At 67.7% G+C, this 19,777-nt stretch carries 15 protein-coding genes; 12 read left to right on the top strand and 3 right to left on the bottom strand.

The window, feature by feature from the left end; all coding sequences use genetic code 11:
* Positions 1–726: 726 nt before the first annotated feature.
* From ACQ1RG_RS14040 to ACQ1RG_RS14010, 7 genes are all read left to right on the top strand, one after another.
* A complete protein-coding gene (locus ACQ1RG_RS14040) occupies positions 727–2,658 on the top strand; it encodes an HNH endonuclease signature motif containing protein (RefSeq protein WP_186372557.1) in 1,932 nt (643 codons plus the stop codon).
* A 69-nt stretch (positions 2,659–2,727) separates the two neighbouring features.
* Positions 2,728–3,348 (top strand): Holliday junction branch migration protein RuvA, encoded by a 621-nt coding sequence (ruvA, locus tag ACQ1RG_RS14035; RefSeq protein WP_430600170.1) that lies wholly within the window; start codon positions 2,728–2,730, stop codon positions 3,346–3,348.
* A 41-nt stretch (positions 3,349–3,389) separates the two neighbouring features.
* Positions 3,390–4,433, top strand: a complete 1,044-nt coding sequence (ruvB, locus tag ACQ1RG_RS14030) for a Holliday junction branch migration DNA helicase RuvB (protein WP_101623730.1) — start codon at positions 3,390–3,392, stop codon at positions 4,431–4,433.
* 81 nt (positions 4,434–4,514) lie between these two features.
* Complete coding sequence (gene yajC / locus ACQ1RG_RS14025; RefSeq protein WP_238614621.1) at positions 4,515–5,138, top strand: preprotein translocase subunit YajC; 624 nt, start codon at positions 4,515–4,517, stop codon at positions 5,136–5,138.
* Between the two features lie 27 nt (positions 5,139–5,165).
* Positions 5,166–7,490, top strand: coding sequence for a protein translocase subunit SecD (gene secD / locus ACQ1RG_RS14020; protein ID WP_238614622.1), 2,325 nt, complete (start codon positions 5,166–5,168; stop codon positions 7,488–7,490).
* Entirely contained in the window at positions 7,487–8,503 is a 1,017-nt protein-coding gene (secF, locus tag ACQ1RG_RS14015; RefSeq protein WP_009377133.1) for a protein translocase subunit SecF, read from the top strand. The genes secD and secF overlap by 4 nt, the downstream gene beginning before the upstream one ends.
* Positions 8,504–8,523: 20 nt before the next feature.
* Positions 8,524–10,821: a RelA/SpoT family protein gene (locus ACQ1RG_RS14010; protein WP_095375515.1), complete on the top strand. Its 2,298-nt coding sequence runs from the start codon at positions 8,524–8,526 to the stop codon at positions 10,819–10,821.
* Here ACQ1RG_RS14010 and ACQ1RG_RS14005 read toward each other — a convergent pair.
* On the bottom strand, positions 10,800–11,384 hold the full coding sequence (locus ACQ1RG_RS14005) for a hypothetical protein (RefSeq protein ID WP_009377135.1): 585 nt from the start codon (positions 11,382–11,384) through the stop codon (positions 10,800–10,802). The genes ACQ1RG_RS14010 and ACQ1RG_RS14005 overlap by 22 nt on opposite strands.
* Positions 11,385–11,530: 146 nt before the next feature.
* Complete coding sequence (locus tag ACQ1RG_RS14000) at positions 11,531–12,883, bottom strand: DUF349 domain-containing protein (RefSeq protein ID WP_009377136.1); 1,353 nt, start codon at positions 12,881–12,883, stop codon at positions 11,531–11,533.
* A 106-nt stretch (positions 12,884–12,989) separates the two neighbouring features.
* On the opposite strand from ACQ1RG_RS14000, the gene ACQ1RG_RS13995 reads away from it, so the two are divergent.
* A complete protein-coding gene (locus tag ACQ1RG_RS13995) occupies positions 12,990–13,637 on the top strand; it encodes an MBL fold metallo-hydrolase (RefSeq protein WP_009377137.1) in 648 nt (215 codons plus the stop codon).
* Positions 13,638–13,722: 85 nt separating this feature from the next.
* On the top strand, positions 13,723–15,057 hold the full coding sequence (gene hisS, locus ACQ1RG_RS13990; protein WP_009377138.1) for a histidine--tRNA ligase: 1,335 nt from the start codon (positions 13,723–13,725) through the stop codon (positions 15,055–15,057).
* Between the two features lie 36 nt (positions 15,058–15,093).
* On the opposite strand, the gene ACQ1RG_RS13985 is transcribed toward hisS, so the two are convergent.
* A complete protein-coding gene (locus ACQ1RG_RS13985; RefSeq protein WP_009377139.1) occupies positions 15,094–15,429 on the bottom strand; it encodes an ArsR/SmtB family transcription factor in 336 nt (111 codons plus the stop codon).
* 98 nt (positions 15,430–15,527) lie between these two features.
* On the opposite strand from ACQ1RG_RS13985, the gene aspS reads away from it, so the two are divergent.
* The 3 genes from aspS (at position 15,528) to rpsD (ending at position 19,704) form a co-directional block, all read left to right on the top strand.
* Positions 15,528–17,309: an aspartate--tRNA ligase gene (gene aspS / locus ACQ1RG_RS13980; protein WP_009377140.1), complete on the top strand. Its 1,782-nt coding sequence runs from the start codon at positions 15,528–15,530 to the stop codon at positions 17,307–17,309.
* A 41-nt stretch (positions 17,310–17,350) separates the two neighbouring features.
* Entirely contained in the window at positions 17,351–18,862 is a 1,512-nt protein-coding gene (locus ACQ1RG_RS13975) for a replication-associated recombination protein A (protein ID WP_051995522.1), read from the top strand.
* A 242-nt stretch (positions 18,863–19,104) separates the two neighbouring features.
* Positions 19,105–19,704 (top strand): 30S ribosomal protein S4, encoded by a 600-nt coding sequence (gene rpsD, locus ACQ1RG_RS13970; protein ID WP_009377142.1) that lies wholly within the window; start codon positions 19,105–19,107, stop codon positions 19,702–19,704.
* Positions 19,705–19,777 lie beyond the last annotated feature (73 nt).

Genomic DNA, 19,777 nt, shown 5'->3' with positions numbered 1-19,777 from the left:
GTGCGTGCATCTTGTTGGTTGCGGAACGTGTGCGCTGGTCAGAGACGTGAATCTACACCGATTAGAACGACGGCGAAACACATAGAAAAAACTCTGAAAAAATCGAACGAAACTGTAGACATGGCGAAATGAACGCGCGTAGAATGTGACCAACCGCACAACGAAGATGTTGATGGACGAATCACTGAGATTATGACGCTGACACCGGATCGCACGCCGAGCCGTCGGAGCAGAGGCTCCGACGGAAAGGGAGGGCGCGCGGCCGGACAGCCGCTCCCGTGGACCCGAGACGAATCGTCGGTCGGCGGCGCGGGTGGACGAGCGGGCGGAAGCCAGCCGCAGTCGCTGTTCGATCAGCTCAGAGACGCCGGTATGGATCTCGGCGGACACGAACTCGCCGATCGCTTCGGTGAGATCGCTCCGGTCGCACCCCAGGATTTCGGCAAGCTCGATGAACCCCGTCCGCAGACAGACGAGGGCCGAGTCGTTTCCGACGATTGCGGGGCTGCTGGGAGTCAGTCGCGCGAAGTGCGGTCTGATGATGCGCGGTCCGATGCGGGGAAACAGTCCTCGAAGCGCGCGGCTGCGAAACGGTCCCTGCGCTCGGATGGATCCCATCGCTCGGACGACGGCGTTCGAGACGATGGCATCGCAGGGGGAGGGACCGGTCGGAGCGGAGAAGACAAGCTGACCGATGTGGGCTCGGATGCAGTGGATCGGCCGTGCGTGTCCGATATCGCGAACCCGTTCCAGACTGCCGTCGACGAGCACCGTGACACCTCGATTCCCGACTCCCCGCACCCGATGCTCAGCAGCGAGCAGTGGGCCGACATGCAGTCGTCGGTGCCGGAGGTCACGGGGAGCCTCACTGCTCTCACCGAGCTCGCCACACAGCTGCAGACCTTCCAACGTCCGATGGGACCCGACGAGGCTGTCACCGTGATGCAGGGCCTCGAAGCACTCAGTCGCATCGTCGACCTGCTCTCGGCCGTCACCCTCTCGGTGTTCGAACGCACCGGCACTCCCAAGGACTACGGCGCGAAGACCACCAAGTCACTTGTGCAGGACAAGCTCAAGCTCAGTGGCAGAGAAGCTCACCGGCGCACGGAACTGGCCAAGAACCTCGGGAACCGAGTCGATGTCACCGGCCAGTCACGACCGCCCAAGTACCCTGTCGTGGCCGAGGGCCTGCGATCCGGCCGGCTCTCCTCGAGTCAGGCAGCGGTCATCGGCGAATGCATGGACGCCGTACCGTTCTGGATCTCCTCCGATGTGCGCAGCAGGGTCGAGGAGAAGCTTGTCTCGCGCGCACCGAGCGTGCGGGTGTCCGACCTCAAGCGGATCTTCACCGAGATGCTTGATCGTCTCGACCCTGACGGTGAGGAGCCCCCGGACTCGCATGATCGCTCGAAGTATCGGGTGAATGTTCGCCAGCGACGAGACGGCGACTGGGATCTGTCCGGACTGCTCGACCCGATCTCGGGCGGCATCCTCCAGGGCTGGCTGACCTCGCGGATCAAAGCCGACGACCCTGCGACCACCGGCAGTGTTGGAGACGGAACTGTCGAGAGCGGCGACGCAGGCAGCGGAGCGGCAGGTGCCGGCGCTGTCGGCGCGGGCGCTGACGGCACCAGCGGCGCTGACGGTACAGGCGCTGACGGCACCAGCGGCGCTGACGGTACAGGCGCTGACGGCACCAGCGGCGCTGAGGTCGTTCGCGCGGGCTCTGAGGGCCTTGTCGGCGGCAGTCCGGCTGGTCGTGCCGGCGATCTCGACCCGATCACCGGGCAGCCGCACAGTGCCGGCGACCAGGAGATCGTCGACCTGTTCTCCAGCGTCCTCTCCGGCGACGTCTCGGATGCGCGTGTCCCCACCGACCTGACTCCGGGCGCGACCGACTGCGGCATCAGCCGGGGTTGGGGCGTGCGAGAAGACGGAGCCTTCGTCGACACCTCTGACGCTCAGGGATCGGTGAAGAACCTCATCTACGAACGGTTCGCCACCATGATCTCCCGGATCGAGATGGACCGAGTGGGCAAGGGCGCACCGTTCGCACTCGTCGTCAACGCGACGGCCGAGCACCTTGCGGAGAAGAAGGGCCGAGCGGCCACCGGAGCCGAAGCGGAGTTTCCCATCGACCTCGCTGTCGACGAGGGACTCAACGGCTCGGTGTTCTTTCACCTCATGAGCGACAAGGCGAAATCCCTGTCTCTGGCCACCGAGAATCGGCATGCGACGGCGAAGCAGCTCGCCATCCTCGCCTCACGCGACCAGGGATGCACGTTCCCCGGGTGCGAGACACCTCCGGGGTGGTGCGATGCGCACCATATCGTCCCCTGGGCGATGGGCGGGAAGACCGAACTCAACAACCTCACCTTGGCATGCGGAATGCATCACCACCTCATCGACAAATCGGACTGGTATGCCTACATGCTCTTTGACGGCAGACCCGCGTGGATTCCGCCCGCCTCGATCGATGTCGAACGCAGACCGATCCTCCACGCCCGCTTCATCGCCCGCGAGGCCGCCGAAACCCTCTTTGACGAACCTCCGGGGACGAGTGGGCCTCCACATGACGGTGAGCCTCCAGGGAGCAGTGGGCCAGCGCCCGGGAGTGAACCCGAAAGCGACGCTGGTGGCTTCGGTGGCGGTGGGTGAACGGCGGACTCCGCCCGGGCATGTCGGATACGTTGGGTTAAGGGTTCCTGTTAACCTGGATTCGTACAAGTGTTCCCACCCGAAAGGCTGTCCGTGATCAGTTTCCTCAGCGGTACGGTTCATCGCATCGCAGCTGACCACCTCGTCGTCCTCACCTATGGAGTCGGACGCAAAGTGCACGTGACACCGGACACCCTCGCGGGGACTCGCCATGGCGCCGAAATCGAGCTCGTCACCACACTCGTCGTCCGCGAGGATTCGATGACCCTCTTCGGGTTCGGCACCGAGGACGAGAACCACACCTTCGAAGTCCTCCTCACCATCTCCGGCATCGGTCCGCGCTTGGCTATGGCCATCCTCTCGGTCATGGGCCCCGACGAGCTTGCCGCCGCCATCTCCGGACAGGACGCGACCGCGCTCACCCGCGTGCCGGGCATCGGGAAGAAGGGCGCCTCGCGCATCATCCTCGAACTCGAGAACAAGCTGCCGAAATTCGCCGCGACGGCCTCCGCGCCCGCGCTGTCCTTCGGGGGAGTCAACCAGCAGGTCGTCGACGCCCTCGTCGGCCTCGGGTGGAAGGAACCCCAGGCCGCCGAGGCGGTGCAGGACGTCGTCAGCGAGCTCGGTCCTGACGCCGGCACCTCGACACTCCTCAAGGCCTCCCTCAAAGTCCTGGGTGCGAGGAAATGACCGGACGAGAATCTCTGTCGCGCGAACCCGACTCCTACGAAATGGACTTCGGCGACCAGCGACTCACCGGGGCCGAGCAGGACCGCCTCGTCTCCGGCACCGCCGAAGCGGCCGAGCGCGACGCCGAAGCCGCGCTCCGTCCCAAGGGACTCCAGGACTTCATCGGACAGCCCCAGGTCCGCGAACAGCTCTCCCTCGTCCTCGACGCCGCCAAGGCGCGCAGCAGGACTCCCGACCACGTCCTGCTCTCCGGACCGCCCGGACTCGGCAAGACGACGCTGGCGATGATCATCGCCCATGAGATGCAGGCGAGCCTGCGGGTGACCTCGGGCCCGGCAGTCCAGCACGCCGGCGACCTCGCCGCCATCCTCTCCTCCCTCGAAGAGGGCGAAGTCCTCTTCATCGACGAGATCCATCGCATGGCCAGGGCCGCCGAGGAGATGCTCTACGTCGCGATGGAGGACTTCCGCGTCGACGTCATCGTCGGCAAGGGGCCCGGTGCCACGGCGATCCCGCTCGACCTTCCGCCCTTCACCCTCGTCGGGGCGACCACGCGCTCGGGCCTCCTCCCCGCACCCCTGCGCGACCGGTTCGGCTTCACCGGCCACCTCGACTTCTACTCGAGCGCAGACCTGCTCACCGTGCTCAAACGCTCGGCCCGCATGCTCGGCATCGATGCTCAGGTGCGTGGTCTCGAGGAGATCTCCACCCGTTCGCGCGGCACCCCGCGCATCGCCAACCGCCTGCTCCGGCGCGTCCGCGACTGGGCGCAGGTCCGCGGCTCCGGCGTCATCGACGAGGCGGCGGCCCTCAATGCGCTCACCGTGTACGAAGTCGACGAACTCGGCCTCGACCGCCTCGACCGGTCCGTGCTCGACGTGCTCTGCCGGCGCTTCGGCGGGGGCCCTGTCGGCCTCGGCACTCTCTCGGTCTCCGTCGGCGAGGAGGCCGACACGGTCGAGACGGTCTCCGAGCCCTACCTCGTGCGGGAGGGACTCATCAGCCGCACTCCGCGCGGACGCGTCGCCACCTCGGCGGCATGGAGGCACTTGGGCCTCCACGTCCCAGCAAACTATGAGTTCTGAACCGGGGCCACCGGTTCGCCTTGAGTGCGCAGTTCGAACTAAGCTAGTGCACTGGTCCGTTCTTATGGAAGGTTGATACCTGTGGATTTGCTCATCCCTCTCGCGCTTGCCGCGCTGCTGATTTTCTTCCTGTTCAACTCTCGGCGTAAGCAGAAGGCGCGAGCGGAGCAGATCAAGGCCGGTCTGGTTCCCGGGGCGAAGGTGATGACGACCTTCGGCGTCTTCGGCACCGTGCTCTCGATCAACGACGAGGACAACCAGGTCACCATCGAATCGGGCCCCGGCACCATCCTCAAGGTCCACCGCCAGGCGATCGGCCAGATCGAGAACCCCGAGACCGACGTCGCGCCCATCGCCGACGGCACCACTGACGACGCCGCTGAGACCCCGGCGATCACCGACGCCGAACTCGACGCGATGAACGAGCGCAAGCGCGCCGAGGGCAATGGGGACGCCGACGCGGCGACGACCGCGCAGGCCGACGACATCGACGCGATCGCCAAGGCCGACGCCGATGCGAACACCGCTGAGGCCCGTCGGGCCGAGGATGCGCGGAAGACCGACACCGCTGACACGATCGATGCCGACACGACCGGCGGCACCACCGACAAGAAGGCCGTCGATGGCCTCGAAGACGACTCGGCCGCAGGGGACTCGTCGAAGAAGCCCGGAAGCACGCCGGACTCCGACGACAAGAAGAACTGACACCCGCACCCGATCGAAAGCTGAATCGTGTCCGATATCGAAGAAAAGCCGCGACCAGGTCTGCGGTTCCTGTGGTTGGCGATCGTCACCCTCGTCCTCGGCGGCGTCCTCGCCGGGGGAGTGATCTGGTCCGACGCGACGACCACACCGAAGCTCGCCCTCGACCTCGAAGGCGGCACCTCGATCATCCTGGAGCCCCAGGTCTCCGAGGACACGACCATCAGCAAGGAGCAGCTCGATCAGGCGGTCGCCATCATCCGCCAGCGAGTCGACTCGACCGGCGTCTCCGAAGCGGAGATCACCACCCAGGGCGACAGGAACATCGTCGTCAACCTGCCCGGCAATCCTGATGAGGAGACCCGCAACCTCGTCCGCTCCTCGGCGCAACTCGTGTTCCGGCGGGTCGCCCTCGTCGGCGACCCCCGCTCCCAGGAGCAGATCAATGAGGAGCAGCAGGGCAGCGAGAACGGCGGCGGCAACAGCGACGACGGACTCTCCGACGAAGAGCGGAAGCGCCTCGAGGAGCTCACCGGCGGCAATCAGGAATCGCCGGCCGGCGGCGGAGCCGTCGTCAACTCCGGCACCGGAACCGGCGCCGGAGCCGACACCGTAAGCGGCACTGAGACCGGCAACGGAACTGAGACCGACCCGAACGCCGGCGGCAGCGTTCCCGGCCCTGCCGGCAAGGACGCCTCGGGCTCCGGCGAGGAGACCCCGGCCGGCGGAGAGACTCCCGCAGGTGGCGAGACCCCGGCCGGCGAAGGTCAGGGCGAGGATACGAAGGTCACCGACTCCACACCGCGTCCCCTCTTCGACCCGGAGAAGGACGCCTCGGAATGGCAGACCGAGGCCATCGTCAAGCGCTACACGGAACTCGACTGCACGGACCCGAAGAACCGGACCGGTGGTGAGCAGCAGCCCGCCGACGAACCCGTAGTCGCATGTGCCCAGGACGGTTCGGCGAAGTATGTGCTCGGACCCGTCGAACTCTCCGGCGACCACCTCAAGGACGCGAGTTTCGGCTATGCGGCCGGCGCCAACGGCGTCCAGACCAACCAGCCCGCCGTCAACCTCGAGTTCGACGACACCGGCCGTGAGATCTTCAAGCAGATCACCTCGGCGATCACGGGCCTGCAGCAGCCGTACAACCAGTTCGCCATCGCCCTCGACGGCCTCGTCCTCTCCGCCCCGACTTCGAACGCCGTCATCTCCGACGGCCGTGCAGAGATCTCCGGCAACTTCACTCTCGACGAGGCGCAGACGCTCGCCAACCAGCTCAAGAACGGCTCCCTGCCGATCAGCTTCCAGGTGCAGAGCGAAGAACAGATCTCGCCGACCCTCGGCGCGAACTACCTCAACATCGGCCTGCTCACCGGCCTCGTCGGCCTCATCCTCGTCGTCGTGTACTCGCTCCTGCAGTATCGCGTGCTCGGCCTCGTCACGGTCGCAAGCCTCGTCGTCGTCGGTGTGCTCACCTATCTGCTGCTGCTCATCGCCTCCTGGAGATACGGCTACCGCCTCTCCCTGGCCGGTGTCGCCGGTATCATCATCGGCATCGGCATGGCAGCGGACTCCTTCATCGTCTACTTCGAACGCGTGCGGGACGAGCTGCGCAGCGGCCGCAACCTCCTCTCGGCTGTCGAAGTCGGCTGGGACCGCGCCAAGCGCACCATCTGGGCGTCGAAGTCGGTGAACATGCTCGCCGCGGTGATCCTCTACATCCTCGCCGTGGGCTCGGTGCGCGGATTCGCGTTCACCCTCGGACTCACCGTGATCGTCGACATCATCGTCGTCTTCCTCTTCACCCATCCGATGCTCGAAGTGCTCGCGAGAACGAAGTTCTTCGGCCAGGGACACCCGATGTCGGGCATGGACCCGCGTCTGCTCGGCGTCAAACGCGCCGCCTACCGCGGAGCGCTCAACATCGACCTCCCCGAGTCGGAGAAGTCTCCCGAAGCCAAGCGCCGGGAGAAGGCGCGCGCCCGCAAAGCCGGCATCGACAGCGACACGATCGCCGGCCGGCGCGCGAAGGCGAAGAGCGAGTCCGCTGCGAACTCGGGCGGTTCCGATTCCGCGACCAGTGCCGAGGTGACCGCCGAGGAGCACGGCACGACGAAGACCGCCACCCGCACGACGTCGAGCGAAGCCGCCGAGGAGACTGAGGCGGCAGACACAGAAGTGACTGCGGAGTCGAGCACGACCGCCGAGGAGAAGACCTCGAGCGCGCGCTCCGGCAAGCGGCGACGCTCACGGACGGAGCCGAGTGCGGGCGGCGGCACCATCGCCGAACGCAAGGCGGCCGCCAGGCGCGCGGCGCGGCAGTCCGACGACGAGACGGGAGACGAGAAGTGAAACGGTTCTTCGCGTGGGGCAACCGCCTCCACAACGGCGAGTCGTCGATCCCGTTCGTCGGGAAGGCGAAGCTGTGGCTCGGCATCGCCGGCGTCCTCGTCCTCCTCTCCCTCCTCGTCCCGCTCGTCGCCGGCTTCAACTTCGGCATCGCCTTCCGCGGCGGGTCGCAGTTCCAGGTCGACAACGTCACCGACACCTCGGCGGCCAAAGGCGAATCGATCGTCACCGATGTCGTCCCCGACTCCGAACCCCGGCTCACCCCCACCGGGGACACCGGGGTGAGGATCGAGACGAACCAGCTCACCGATCCCCAGATGCAGGAGGTCCGCGACGCCCTGGCCTCCGGCTACTCGGTCAATGCCGAGGACGTCACCTCGACCTTCGTCGGTCCCCAATGGGGCGCTGACGTGACGTCGAAGATGATCAGAGCCCTCGTCATCTTCGTCGCCATCGCGATGATCGTCATGGCCCTCTACTTCCGCACCTGGAAGATGTCCCTGGCAGCGATCATCGGCCTCTTCGTCGTCATGATCATCACCATGGGCATCTACTCGGTCACCGGCTTCGAGGTCACACCCGAGGCGATCATCGGCTTCCTCACCGTCTTGAGCTTCTCGCTCTACGACACGGTCGTCGTCTTCGACAAGATCAGAGAGAACACGACGAGATTCCAGGACAAACGGAACCTCAAGTTCTCCGAGCTCGTCAACCTCGGCGTCAACCAGACGACGGTGCGTTCGATCAACACCTCGGTCGTCTCGGTCCTCCCGATCGCCTCGATCCTCTTCATCGGCGTGTTCCTCCTCGGCGCCGGCACCCTCGTCGACATCTCCCTGTCGCTGTTCATCGGCACGATCGTCGCCGCGGCCTCGACCCTCTTCGTCGCCAGCCCCCTCTACGCGCTTCTGCGAGCGAACGAACCCGCGGTGAAGGAACAGGAAGAAGCCGTGCGAGAATTGCGTTTACGGAATGGATCCGAGGACGTTCCACCGGTGATCCACGCCGAGGTCTGAGACGCTGAGAGGGGGATGTGATGGCATCATCAGCTGAATCGCGCCGTCCGCGCGGCATCTCCCGTCTGGCCTGGTGGGCGGCCAGGGCACAGAACAACGCCGACTACCCCAGGGTGCTCGGACCGATGATCCGTGCCCTGCAGGCGAGCCATCCGAAGGCCGACATCGACCTTGTCGTCCGTGCCTACACGGTCGCCGAGGAGGCCCACCGCGGTCAGACCCGGAAGTCCGGGGACCCCTACATCACCCACCCGGTGGCGGTGGCGACGATCCTCGCCGAGATCGGCATGCTCCCCGTCACCCTGGCGGCTGCTCTGCTCCACGACACCGTCGAGGACACCGACTACTCGCTCGAGCAGCTCACCGAGTCCTTCGGGCCCGAGGTCGCCGCGATGGTCGACGGGGTGACGAAGCTCGACAAGCTCACCTACGGTCAGGCTGCCCAGTCGGAGACCGTGCGGAAGATGATCGTCGCGATGGCCAAGGACATCCGCGTCCTCGTCATCAAACTCGCCGACCGCCTCCACAATGCCCGCACGTGGAAGTTCGTCCCCGCCGCCTCGAGTACGAAGAAGGCCCGCGAGACCCTCGAGATCTACGCCCCGCTGGCTCACCGGCTGGGCATGAACACGATCAAATGGGAGCTCGAAGACCTCTCGTTCCAGGTTCTCCACCCCAAGGTCTACGACGAGGTCGTCCGCCTTGTCGCCGACCGTGCGCCCGAGCGCGAGAAGTACCTTGCGACCGTCTCGTCCGAACTCCAGTCCGAGCTCGCCGAATCCGGCATCGAGGCGGCCATCACCGGCCGCCCGAAGCACTACTACTCGATCTACCAGAAGATGGTCGTGCGCGGTCACGAGTTCGCCGACATCTACGACCTCGTCGGAGTCCGCGTCCTCGTCGAGACCGTCCGCGAATGCTACGCCACCCTCGGCATCGTCCACGCCCGCTGGAACCCGGTTCCCGGCAGGTTCAAGGACTACATCGCGATGCCGAAGTACAACATGTACCAGAGCCTGCACACGACGGTCATCGGCCCGAACGGCAAACCCGTCGAGATCCAGATCCGCACCCACGAGATGGACCGCAGAGCCGAGTTCGGCGTCGCCGCGCACTGGAAGTACAAGGACCGCGGCAACCCGTCGAAGGCGATCACCTCGAACACTGCCCGCTCCGTCAAGGTCTCCGACGACGGCGGCGTCGACGACGCCGCGTGGTTGCGGCAGCTCCTCGACTGGCAGCGTGAGGTCAGCGACCCCGACGAGTTCCTCGACAGCCTCCGCTACGAGGTCAACTCGAAGGAGGTCTACGTCTTCACGCCCAAGGGCGACGTCATGAGCCTGCCCGCCGGGGCGACGCCGGTCGACTTCGCCTACGCCGTGCACACCGAGGTCGGGCACAAGACGATGGGCGCCCGGGTCAACGGCCGCCTCGTCGCCCTCGACACCGAGCTCAAGAACGGCGACTCCGTCGAGGTCTTCACCTCCAAGGACGAGAACGCCGGTCCCAGCCGCGACTGGCTCGGCTTCGTCAAGAGCCCGCGCGCCCGGTCGAAGATCCGCCAGTGGTTCTCCAAGGAGCGCCGCGAAGAGGCGATCGAGAACGGCCGCGAGCAGCTCGCCCGGGCGATGCGCCGCCATTCCCTGTCCGCGAACGCCCTGATGAGCCAGGAGGCGCTTCAGGTCGTCTCGACCGAGTTGCGCCTGCCCGACGTCACCGCGCTGTACGCGGCGATCGGCAACGGGGTGACTTCGGCCGCCCACGTCGTCGACCTGCTCGCGAAGGAGGTCGGCGACGACGAGGAGGCCGCGGTCCTGCCTCCGGCACCGCGCAATCGCACCGGCCAGTCCTCGGGTCATCATTCGTCCTCGGGCGGCGTCGTCGTCAAGGGCGTCGACGACGTCCTCGTCAAACTCGCCCGCTGCTGCACCCCGGTGCCCGGGGACGAGATCGTCGGCTTCGTCACCCGCGGCTCGGGAGTCTCCGTCCACCGGGTCGACTGTCCCAACGTCGTCTCCCTCGAACGCGAACCCGAGCGCATGGTCGAGGTCTCCTGGGGGGAGAAGACGAGCGGCGTCTACCTCGTCCAGATCCAGGTCGAAGCCCTCGACCGCTCGGGACTGCTCTCGGACATCACGAAGGTCCTCACCGACACCCACGTCAACATCCTCTCCGCCTCCGTGGCGACCTCGAAGGCCCGCGTCGCTCAGTCGAAGTTCGTCTTCGAGATGAGCGACGCAAGCCACCTCGACACGGTGCTCTCCGCCGTTCGGAAGGTCGAAGGCGTCTTCGACGTCTACCGCATCTCCGGCGGCTGAGGTGCGCGCGGCCAGGGGGTCGACGTGTGTCCGCGCCGATCGACGACCTCCCGCATCTGCGCGGCGTACGGCCGCCGGGAGACCCCGTCGAGGTAGAGCCGAAAACGCGTGCGCATCGCCGGCGGCACCTCGTCGATGATCTCGGCCACCGCCCTGGCCGAACCCGCCTCCGGACGGCGGACGTGCGGTAGGAGCAGATCGTAGAGCGTGCGCATCGGCGTCGTCACCGGCAGACCGGCGATCGTCTCCCAGTCGCCGCGGCCGAGGTTGAGTTCGTGGACGACGGCTCCGTCCTGGTCGAGCACCCGCCTGCGCGGATGCGTCGTGAAGGTCAGCGGGCTCGGCGCCCGACCGAGACCGACATGGACCCACCAGGCAGTCGAGTGCGAGACGACGAGCCGCGCTGGGATCTGCGCCGCCAGCGCACTGATTCGATCCTCTGGTCCGAGCACCGCACCCGACCGCACCCACGTCGTCTCCGTCAGTGGGACGAGCAGACCGTCGAGGGTGAGCTCCGTGAGCTGCTCGTAGCCGTAGTCGCGGAGTCGGAAGATGTCCTCCATGAGGCCACTATCGTCGTCTCACCCTGGGAGGGCAAGACCGAATCGTCGGCCTGTGGACAACCACGGACTCGGGTCCGCGCCTGTGGACAGAGAAGAATCAGGGCCGGACGGTTCACCGTCCGGCCCTGACGAGAAGCTGTTGAGCGTCAGTCGAGTTCGGCCGCCGTCTGCGCGAGCTGATCGCGCCACGCACGCCGGGCGTCGAGAGCGGCCTGCGCATCGGCGACGGACTTCTCATCGCCCGAGGCCTTCGCGGTCTCGAGCGCCGCCTCGAGCTCGGCGATCGACTCGTCGAGCTGGCTCAGCGCCCCCGAGGTGCGGGCCTTGGTCTCGGGGTTGCTCCGCTTCCACGCCGCGTCCTCGGCGTCGGCGAGCGCCCGCTCGACCTCGCGCAGACCGTTCTCCATCCGGGAGACATCGGCGCGGGGCACTTTCCCGGCCTCCTCCCACTCGTCCTGGATGACCCGGAGCTCACGCTTCGCTGCCACCGGATCCGTGATCGGCAGCAGCGCCTGCGCCTTCTTCAGCAGCGCTTCCTTGACCTCGAGGTTGCCCTTGTACTCCTCGTCGAGTGCGGCGTTCTCCGCATCCCTGGCGGCGAAGAAGACGTCCTGGGCGGCACGGAAGCGCGCCCAGAGGGCATCGTCGTCCTTGCGCGAGGCGCGCGGGGCGCGCTTCCACTGGGTCATCAGGTCCTTGTACTTCTGGGACACGGTGCGGAAGTCGGTCGACCCGGACAGCGACTCCGCCTCGGCGACGATCTTCTCCTTGATCCGCTTGCCCTCGGAGTTGTGCTTGTCGAGCTCGGCGAAGAAGTCCTTGCGCTTGCGCTCGAAGGTGTTCCGGGCCTGCGAGAATCGGCCCCACAGCTCCTGATCGACCGACCGCGGAAGGCGCGGTCCGCTGCGCTGCATGTCCTTCCACTGGGCGAAGAGCTCCCGCAGACGGGCACCGGAGACCTTCCACTGGATCTTCTCGGGATCCTTGCCGGCCAGGGTCTCGGCCTCGACGACGATCTCCTCGCGCTTCTGCGCGGCCTCGAGCTTGGCCGCCTCGGCGCGGGCCGCCTGCTTCGACTCCGTCGCCTTGGCGTCGGAGAGGAGCGTGTCGAGGGTCGCGGCGAGACCCTTGAGGTCGCCGACGACGTTCGCGTCGGCGAGCGAGTCCCGCAGCGCGGTCGCCGCCGTCGTCACCTCGCGTCCGGGCGCTCCGGCGGAGAGTCGGTTGCGCAGATGAGCGGCGTGCTCGACGAGCTCGACGTACTTCTTCGCGAAGTACTCGACGGCTTCCTCACCGGTCGCGTCGGGGTACTGGCCGACCTCACGCTCACCGTCGGCGGTGATGACGAACACCGTCCCCTGCTCGTCCGCGCGACCGTGCGTGACCGCGCGCGCCACCTCGGCGTCGTGGTCGACGGTGGTCCCGGTCACCGGCTGAGCCGCCTGCGGGCGGGGCAGCGACGACGGGCGGGGAGTCGGCTTGGGGGTCGGGGTCGACATGTCTCTCACCTGTTTCCTCATCGGTCGAACCGGCGGTCTCGCCGATCACTCGATCATTGCGTGACACCAGCATAACCATCCGCCACCGTCTGGATAGACTCTGCCCATGGATGTCTTGACCACCCGTGCCGAATTCCTCGACGTCAACTGCTACGCCGTGCGCGCCGAGGGGCACAGCGACTGCATCCTCGTCGATGCCGGCTTCGACGCCGCTCCCGGCCTCGCCGAGGTCCTCGCCGAGGAGGGACTGACCCCGCAGGCGATCTTCCTCACCCACGGCCACCCCGACCACATCCTCGGGCTGCCGGGAATGCTCGAGCGCTGGGACGTTCCCGTCCACCTCGGCGCCGATGACCACTACCGGATGGCCGCACCGGGGGAGACCCTGGGGCCGGCGTTCGCACAGATGATCGCTCCGCTGCTCACCGATTGGCAGGCCCCCGCCGAGGTGGTCGACCTCACCGACGGCACCGCCGTCACCGTCGCCGGACTCACCGTCACCGCTGTCGCTGCCCCCGGCCACACCGAAGGGTCGACCCTGCTGCGGGTGAGCGCCGACGGTGAGGAGGTCGTCTTCACCGGCGACGTCGTCTTCGCCGGAGCCATCGGGCGCATCGACCTGCCCGGCGGCGACGCCGAGGCGATGGGCAGCACACTGCGGGCCTTTGCGGACCTGCCCGACGTTCCCATCTATCCTGGACACGGTCCGGGTTCGCGGGTGGGCCACGAGCTCCGGACGAACCCGTTCCTCTGATCCGATCCACAGCCGCCCGAGGCGCCGCCTCGGCGAGGCACCGGCACTGCCTGCCAGGGCAGCATCCACACGAGCAAGGAGAACCATGGCGAAGTCAGCCCGTCTGTCCGGATTCCCGGAACGGCTCCCGGCGGAGCGCGTCATCGAGAAGCGCATCATCGACATCCTCGAGCACACCTTCGCCCTCCACGGCTTCTCCGCCCTCCACCACCGTGCCGTCGAACCGATCAGCCAGCTCGCCAAGGATGGGGAGATCGACAAGGAGATCTTCGCGGTCTCCCGACTCCACTCCGAGGGCACCGAGCGCAATCCGCTCGGCCTCCACTTCGACCTCACTGTGCCGCTGGCCCGTTTCGTCACCGAGAACGCGAACGAGCTGAGCTTCCCGTTCCGGGCCGCGCGGATCCAGCCGGTGTGGCGCGGTGAGCGGCCGCAGGCCGGGCGCTACCGCGAGTTCATCCAGGCTGACGTCGACGTCATCGCCGACGCCGAGCTGCCCGGCCACGTCGAGGTCGAGATCCCGCTCATCATCGCCGACGCGTTCGCCAGGCTCGCCCCGCTCGGGGTGCCACCGGTGCGCATCGTCGTCAACGACCGCCGCCTCCTCGAGGGCTTCGCCCGCGGCATCGGACTCACCGACATCCCCGCAGTGCTCCGGTGCCTCGACAAGTACGACAAGATCGGGCCCGAGGAGGTCGCGAAGCTCCTCGCCGCCGAAGCGGAAGCCGATGAGCGCCAGCAGCAGCTGTGCCTCGCTCTGGCCGCGATCGAATCGGACTCGCCCGACTTCGCCGAGGAGGTGCGCGCCCTCGGAGTCGAGCACCCCCTCCTCGACGAGGGCCTCGAGTCCCTGACGAGGATGCTCACCGCCGCCGCCGAGCGAGCGCCCGGCGTCCTCGTCGCGCAGCTGAAGATCGCCCGCGGACTCGACTACTACACGGGAGCGGTCTACGAGACGCAGCTCGTCGGACACGAGGAGCTCGGCTCCGTCGCCTCAGGCGGGCGCTACGACTCGCTGGCCACGGTGGGGAAGAAGACCTACCCGGGTGTGGGCATGTCGATCGGCGTCTCGCGCCTCATGGCGTTCGTCCTCGGCGAGGACTCCGGCATCACCGCCTCCCGCGGCACCCCGTCGGCCGTCGTCGTCGCCGTCACCGACGAGGAGCGCCGGTCTGAGGCGGATACGGTCGCCACCGCCCTGCGCGCCCGCGACATCCCGTGCGAGGTCTCACCGAGTGCGGCGAAGTTCGGTCGCCAGATCCGCTACGCCGAGCGCCGGGGGATCCCCTTCGTGTGGTTCACCGACGGTGAGTCCGGTCACGAGGTCAAGGACATCCGCACCGGCGAGCAGACGCCTGCCGACCCGCAGACATGGGAGCCGAGCGTCGAGGACCGCTGGCCGCAGGTGACGCAGGGCTGACGGCTCGGGGTCCCTGCCTTACTCAGGGTTGCCGCCTCACTCCGGGTCGGGGGCGAGCGACCCGTCGGGGGCGATGTGGTCGAACATCTCCCGCACCATCGAGACGACGTGCGGGTCGTCGACGGTGTAGAAGATCCTCCGCCCGTCCCGGCGGGAGGAGATGAGCCCGGCGAGACGGAGCTTGGCGAGATGCTGGCTCACGGCGGGCACGGTCGCACCGATCGCCTCGGCGAGGGAGGAGACATCGAGCTCCTGGTGGACCAGGGTCCACACGACGCGCAGTCGGGTGGCCTGGGAGAGCATGCGGAACGTCTCCGCCGCGACCTCGACCTGCGCCGAGGTGGGGGCCGGGTCCGATTCGTGTCCGTCCATGCGTCCTCTCGCTGCCCGCCGGTGCGTGCGGGAATGTCCGTGCGAGCGACTATCATGGTTGACGCACTCCCCGCATGACCATCGTAAAGGAGCCCTCTGTGCTGCGAAGCCACGAATCCGGAAGCCTGCGTGCCGCAAACGCAGGAGAGACCGTCACCCTCGCCGGGTGGGTCGATCGTCGCCGCGATCACGGAGGTGTCGCCTTCATCGATCTGCGGGATGCTTCGGGAATCGTCCAGGTCGTCGTCCGCGAGGACGATGCCCACGCACTGCGCAACGAGACCGTCGTCAAGGTCACCGGCACGGTCTCCCTGCGCCCCGAGGGCAACCAGAACCCCAACCTGCCCACCGGTGAGATCGAGATCGTCGACACGAGCGTGGAGATCCTCGCCGAGGCGGCCCCCCTTCCCTTCCAGGTCTCCGACCATGCGGAGGACTCCGGCACCGTCGGCGAGGAGACCCGTCTGCGCTACCGGTACCTCGACCTGCGCCGTTCGGGTCCCGCGCATGCGATGCGTCTGCGCTCGGCGGTCAACCGGGCCGCCCGCACGGTCCTCGACGAGCACGGCTTCGTCGAGATCGAGACGCCGACGCTGACGAAGTCGACCCCCGAGGGCGCCCGCGACTTCCTCGTCCCCGCACGCCTGCAGCCGGGGTCGTGGTACGCGCTGCCGCAGTCGCCGCAGCTGTTCAAGCAGCTCCTCCAGGTCGCTGGCATGGAGCGCTACTACCAGATCGCCCGCTGCTACCGCGACGAGGACTTCCGCGCCGACCGTCAGCCCGAGTTCACTCAGCTCGACATCGAGGCCTCGTTCGTCGAGCAGGCCGACATCATCGCCCTCGCCGAGGAGATCCTCGTCGCCCTGTGGAAGCTCATCGGCTACGACATCGAGACGCCGATCCCGCACATCACCTATCACGAGGCGATGGAGCGCTTTGGGTCGGACAAGCCCGACCTGCGCTTCGGCCTCGAACTCACCAACCTCACGGAGTTCTTCTCCGAGACCCCGTTCCGCGTCTTCCAGTCCGACTACGTCGGCTCGGTCGTCTACCCCGGCGGCGGATCGCTGCCGAGGCGCCAGCTCGATGCGTGGCAGGACTGGGCGAAGCAGCGCGGAGCCAAGGGACTCGCCTACGTCCTCGTCGCCGAGGACGGCACCCTCACCGGCCCGGTGGCCAAGAACATCTCCGAGACGGAGAAGGCCGGTCTCGTCGAGGCGGCCGGCGCGAACCCGGGCGACGCGATCTTCTTCGCCGCCGGAGACGCGAACAGCTCCCGCGCCCTCCTCGGTGCCGCACGCCGGGAGATCGCCGAGCGCGTGGGCCTGATCAAGGACGGCGACTGGGCCTTCGTCTGGGTCGTCGACGCTCCGCTCTTCGAATCCGCCGCCGATGCGCAGGCCGCCGGCGACGTCGCCGTGGGCGAAGGACAGTGGACGGCCGTCCACCATGCCTTCACCGCCCCGAAGCCCGAGTACCTCGAGACCCTCGAGACCGACCCGGGGGCCGCTCTCGCCTACGCCTACGACATCGTGTGCAACGGCAACGAGATCGGCGGCGGCTCGATCCGCATCCACCAGCGCGCCGTCCAGGAGCGCGTGTTCGAGATCATGGGCATCGGCGAGGACGAGGCCGAGGAGAAGTTCGGCTTCCTCCTCGAGGCGTTCAAGTTCGGTGCGCCCCCGCACGGCGGCATCGCCTTCGGCTGGGACCGCATCGTCTCCCTGCTCGCCGGGGTCGACTCGATCCGCGAGGTCATCGCGTTCCCGAAGTCCGGCGGCGGCTACGATCCGCTCACCCAGGCTCCGGCCCCGATCACCGAAGCCCAGCGCGCCGAGGCGGGAGTCGACTTCGACCCGGACGCCGAGACCGACGACTGATGTCGCGATGACGTCGGTGCCGGCGTGAGGCGGTGGCCGCGGTGACGCAGGGTCCCGACCTCTTCTCCGACCCGGACCGGGAGATCCCCGGCCCGGGTCCGAGTGCGCCCGCAGGCAGGGCACTCGACCCCCTGGCCGTGCGGATGCGTCCGCGCACCATCGACGAGGTGGTCGGCCAGGAGCATCTGACGTTCGCCGGCTCCCCGCTCGACCAGCTCGTCGAGGCGAGCGGGGGAGACCGGGCTGGGGCCTCCTCGGTGATCCTCTGGGGTCCGCCCGGGGTCGGGAAGACGACCCTCGCACACGTCATCTCCCATGCGCCGGGACGCACCTTCGTCGAACTCTCGGCGATCACCGCCGGAGTCAAGGACGTCCGACAGGTGATCGAGAACGCCCGGCGCGAACGCGAGATGTACGGGCGCACGACCGTGCTCTTCCTCGATGAGATCCACCGGTTCTCGAAGGCCCAGCAGGATGCTCTGCTGCCGGCCGTGGAGAACCGCCTCGTCGTCCTCGTCGCGGCGACGACGGAGAACCCGTCGTTCTCCGTCATCTCCCCGCTGCTCTCACGGTCCCTCATGCTCACGCTGCGTCCGCTCGGCGATGACGATATTTCGACCCTGCTCGATCGCGCGATGGTCAGCGAGCGGGGTCTGGCGGGAGAGTACGAGCTCGATGCCGAGGCGAAGGACTTCATCGTCCGCATCGCCGGGGCCGACGCCCGCCGGTCACTGACGATCCTCGAGGCTGCCGCCGGCATCGCCGCGGCGCAGGCGGGGGAGCGCGGCGGCGGCGCGGGCAAGGCTGTCGCCGACGACGCTGAGAGTGCGGATGACGAGGCTGCCGAGGCGGTCAGCACTGAGAGCCGTGGCGGTGACGTTGTCGACGACGAGTCGGCCGACGGCGAAGCAAGCCCGATTCGCATCACCGTCGAGGCCGCCTCCGAGGCGAGCAGCGAAGCGGTGGTGCGCTATGACAAGAACGGGGACCAGCACTACGACGTCGTCTCCGCGTTCATCAAGTCGATCCGCGGATCCGACGTCGATGCCGCGCTGCACTATCTCGCCCGGATGATCGTCGCCGGGGAGGACCCGCGCTTCATCGCGCGTCGGATCGTCATCTCCGCGGCCGAGGACATCGGCATGGCCGATCCGCAGGCCCTGCCGATCGCCGTGGCCGCCTCGACGGCCGTGCAGAACATCGGCATGCCGGAGGGGCGGATCCCGCTCGCCGAGGCGGTGACCTACCTGGCGATGGCACCGAAGTCGAACGCGAGCTACAAGGCCCTCGACGCGGCGATCGCCGATGTCAGGAGCGGCCTCGTGGGGGAGGTCCCCGACCACCTGCGCGATGCCCACTATCCGGGGGCGAAGCAGCTCGGTCACGGCAAGGGCTACAAATACGCCCACAACTTCCCGCACAGCGTGGCACCACAGCAGCATCTGCCCGAAGCGCTGCGCGGCAAGGAGTACTACACGCCGTCGGGCAACGGCATGGAGCGGACGATGGGGGAGCGCCTCGAGACGATCCGCCGTCTCCTGCGCGGAGAGTGAGGGCTGCCCGTCGGCGTTCGCCCCCGGCCCGCGCGTTGCGGGGGACGCGGCGACTGAGCTAAGATGGTCAGCTGTTGTGCCTCATATGTAAAGGCGGTCGGTGCGAGCGGTTCTCGACGCTCAATCCCTCTTTCCCAACCGGGGAAACAACGGTTCCGATCAGGGCGAGGACATCATGCCTGCCGGGACGACCCACACCCAAGAAAGGTAACCCAGTGCCAGCACCAGCACGTAACCGCCGGATGGCTCGCCTCTCGCGCGCCCTCGGCCTGCCGCTGACCCCGAAGGCTGAGAAGTACTTCGAGCGCCGCCCCTACCCCCCGGGCGAGCACGGCCGCGCCCGTCGCCGCAATGACAGCGACTACTCGGTCCGCCTCAAGGAGAAGCAGCGTCTTCGCGCCCAGTACGGCATCCGCGAGGCCCAGATGCTCAAGACCTACAAGGAGGCCAAGCGCCTCGAAGGTCTGACCGGTGAGAACCTCGTCGAGCTCCTCGAGATGCGTCTCGACGCCCTCGTCCTCCGTGCCGGCTTCGCCCGCACGATCGCCCAGGCGCGCCAGTTCGTCGTCCACCGCCACATCACCGTCGACGGCCAGCGCGTCGACCGTCCGTCCTTCCGCGTCAAGGAAGGCCAGACGATCCAGGTCCACCCGAAGAGCGCCGACATGGATCCGTTCCAGGTCGCCGCCGCCGGCGGACACCGCGACGTCCTCCCGGCAGTTCCGGGCTACCTCGACGTCAACCTTGAGGGCCTGCAGGCCACCCTGCTGCGCCGCCCCAAGCGCGAAGAGGTCCCGATCACCGCTGACGTGCAGCTCGTCGTCGAGTTCTACTCGCGCTGAGCCACCTCTCACGACTGCCCGGAACGTCCCGCGTTCCGGGCAGTCGTGCATTCACCTGCACGCGCCGACGCGC

Source organism: Brevibacterium sp. K72 (assembly GCF_050562175.1).
In the GTDB taxonomy this organism is placed as follows: domain Bacteria; phylum Actinomycetota; class Actinomycetes; order Actinomycetales; family Brevibacteriaceae; genus Brevibacterium; species Brevibacterium casei.
Note: the sequence above shows the minus strand (reverse complement) of the source record. Positions and strands in the feature narration are given on the sequence as shown.

Coding starts and splice junctions, on each gene's coding strand:
- ruvB (WP_101623730.1), top strand. CDS start 3,390: ATGGACTTCGGCGACCAGCGACTCACCGGGGCCGAGCAGGACCGCCTC.
- ACQ1RG_RS14010 (WP_095375515.1), top strand. CDS start 8,524: ATGGCATCATCAGCTGAATCGCGCCGTCCGCGCGGCATCTCCCGTCTG.
- ACQ1RG_RS14005 (WP_009377135.1), bottom strand. CDS start 11,384: ATGGAGGACATCTTCCGACTCCGCGACTACGGCTACGAGCAGCTCACG.
- ACQ1RG_RS14000 (WP_009377136.1), bottom strand. CDS start 12,883: ATGTCGACCCCGACCCCCAAGCCGACTCCCCGCCCGTCGTCGCTGCCC.
- ACQ1RG_RS13995 (WP_009377137.1), top strand. CDS start 12,990: ATGGATGTCTTGACCACCCGTGCCGAATTCCTCGACGTCAACTGCTAC.
- hisS (WP_009377138.1), top strand. CDS start 13,723: ATGGCGAAGTCAGCCCGTCTGTCCGGATTCCCGGAACGGCTCCCGGCG.
- ACQ1RG_RS13985 (WP_009377139.1), bottom strand. CDS start 15,429: ATGGACGGACACGAATCGGACCCGGCCCCCACCTCGGCGCAGGTCGAG.
- rpsD (WP_009377142.1), top strand. CDS start 19,105: ATGGCTCGCCTCTCGCGCGCCCTCGGCCTGCCGCTGACCCCGAAGGCT.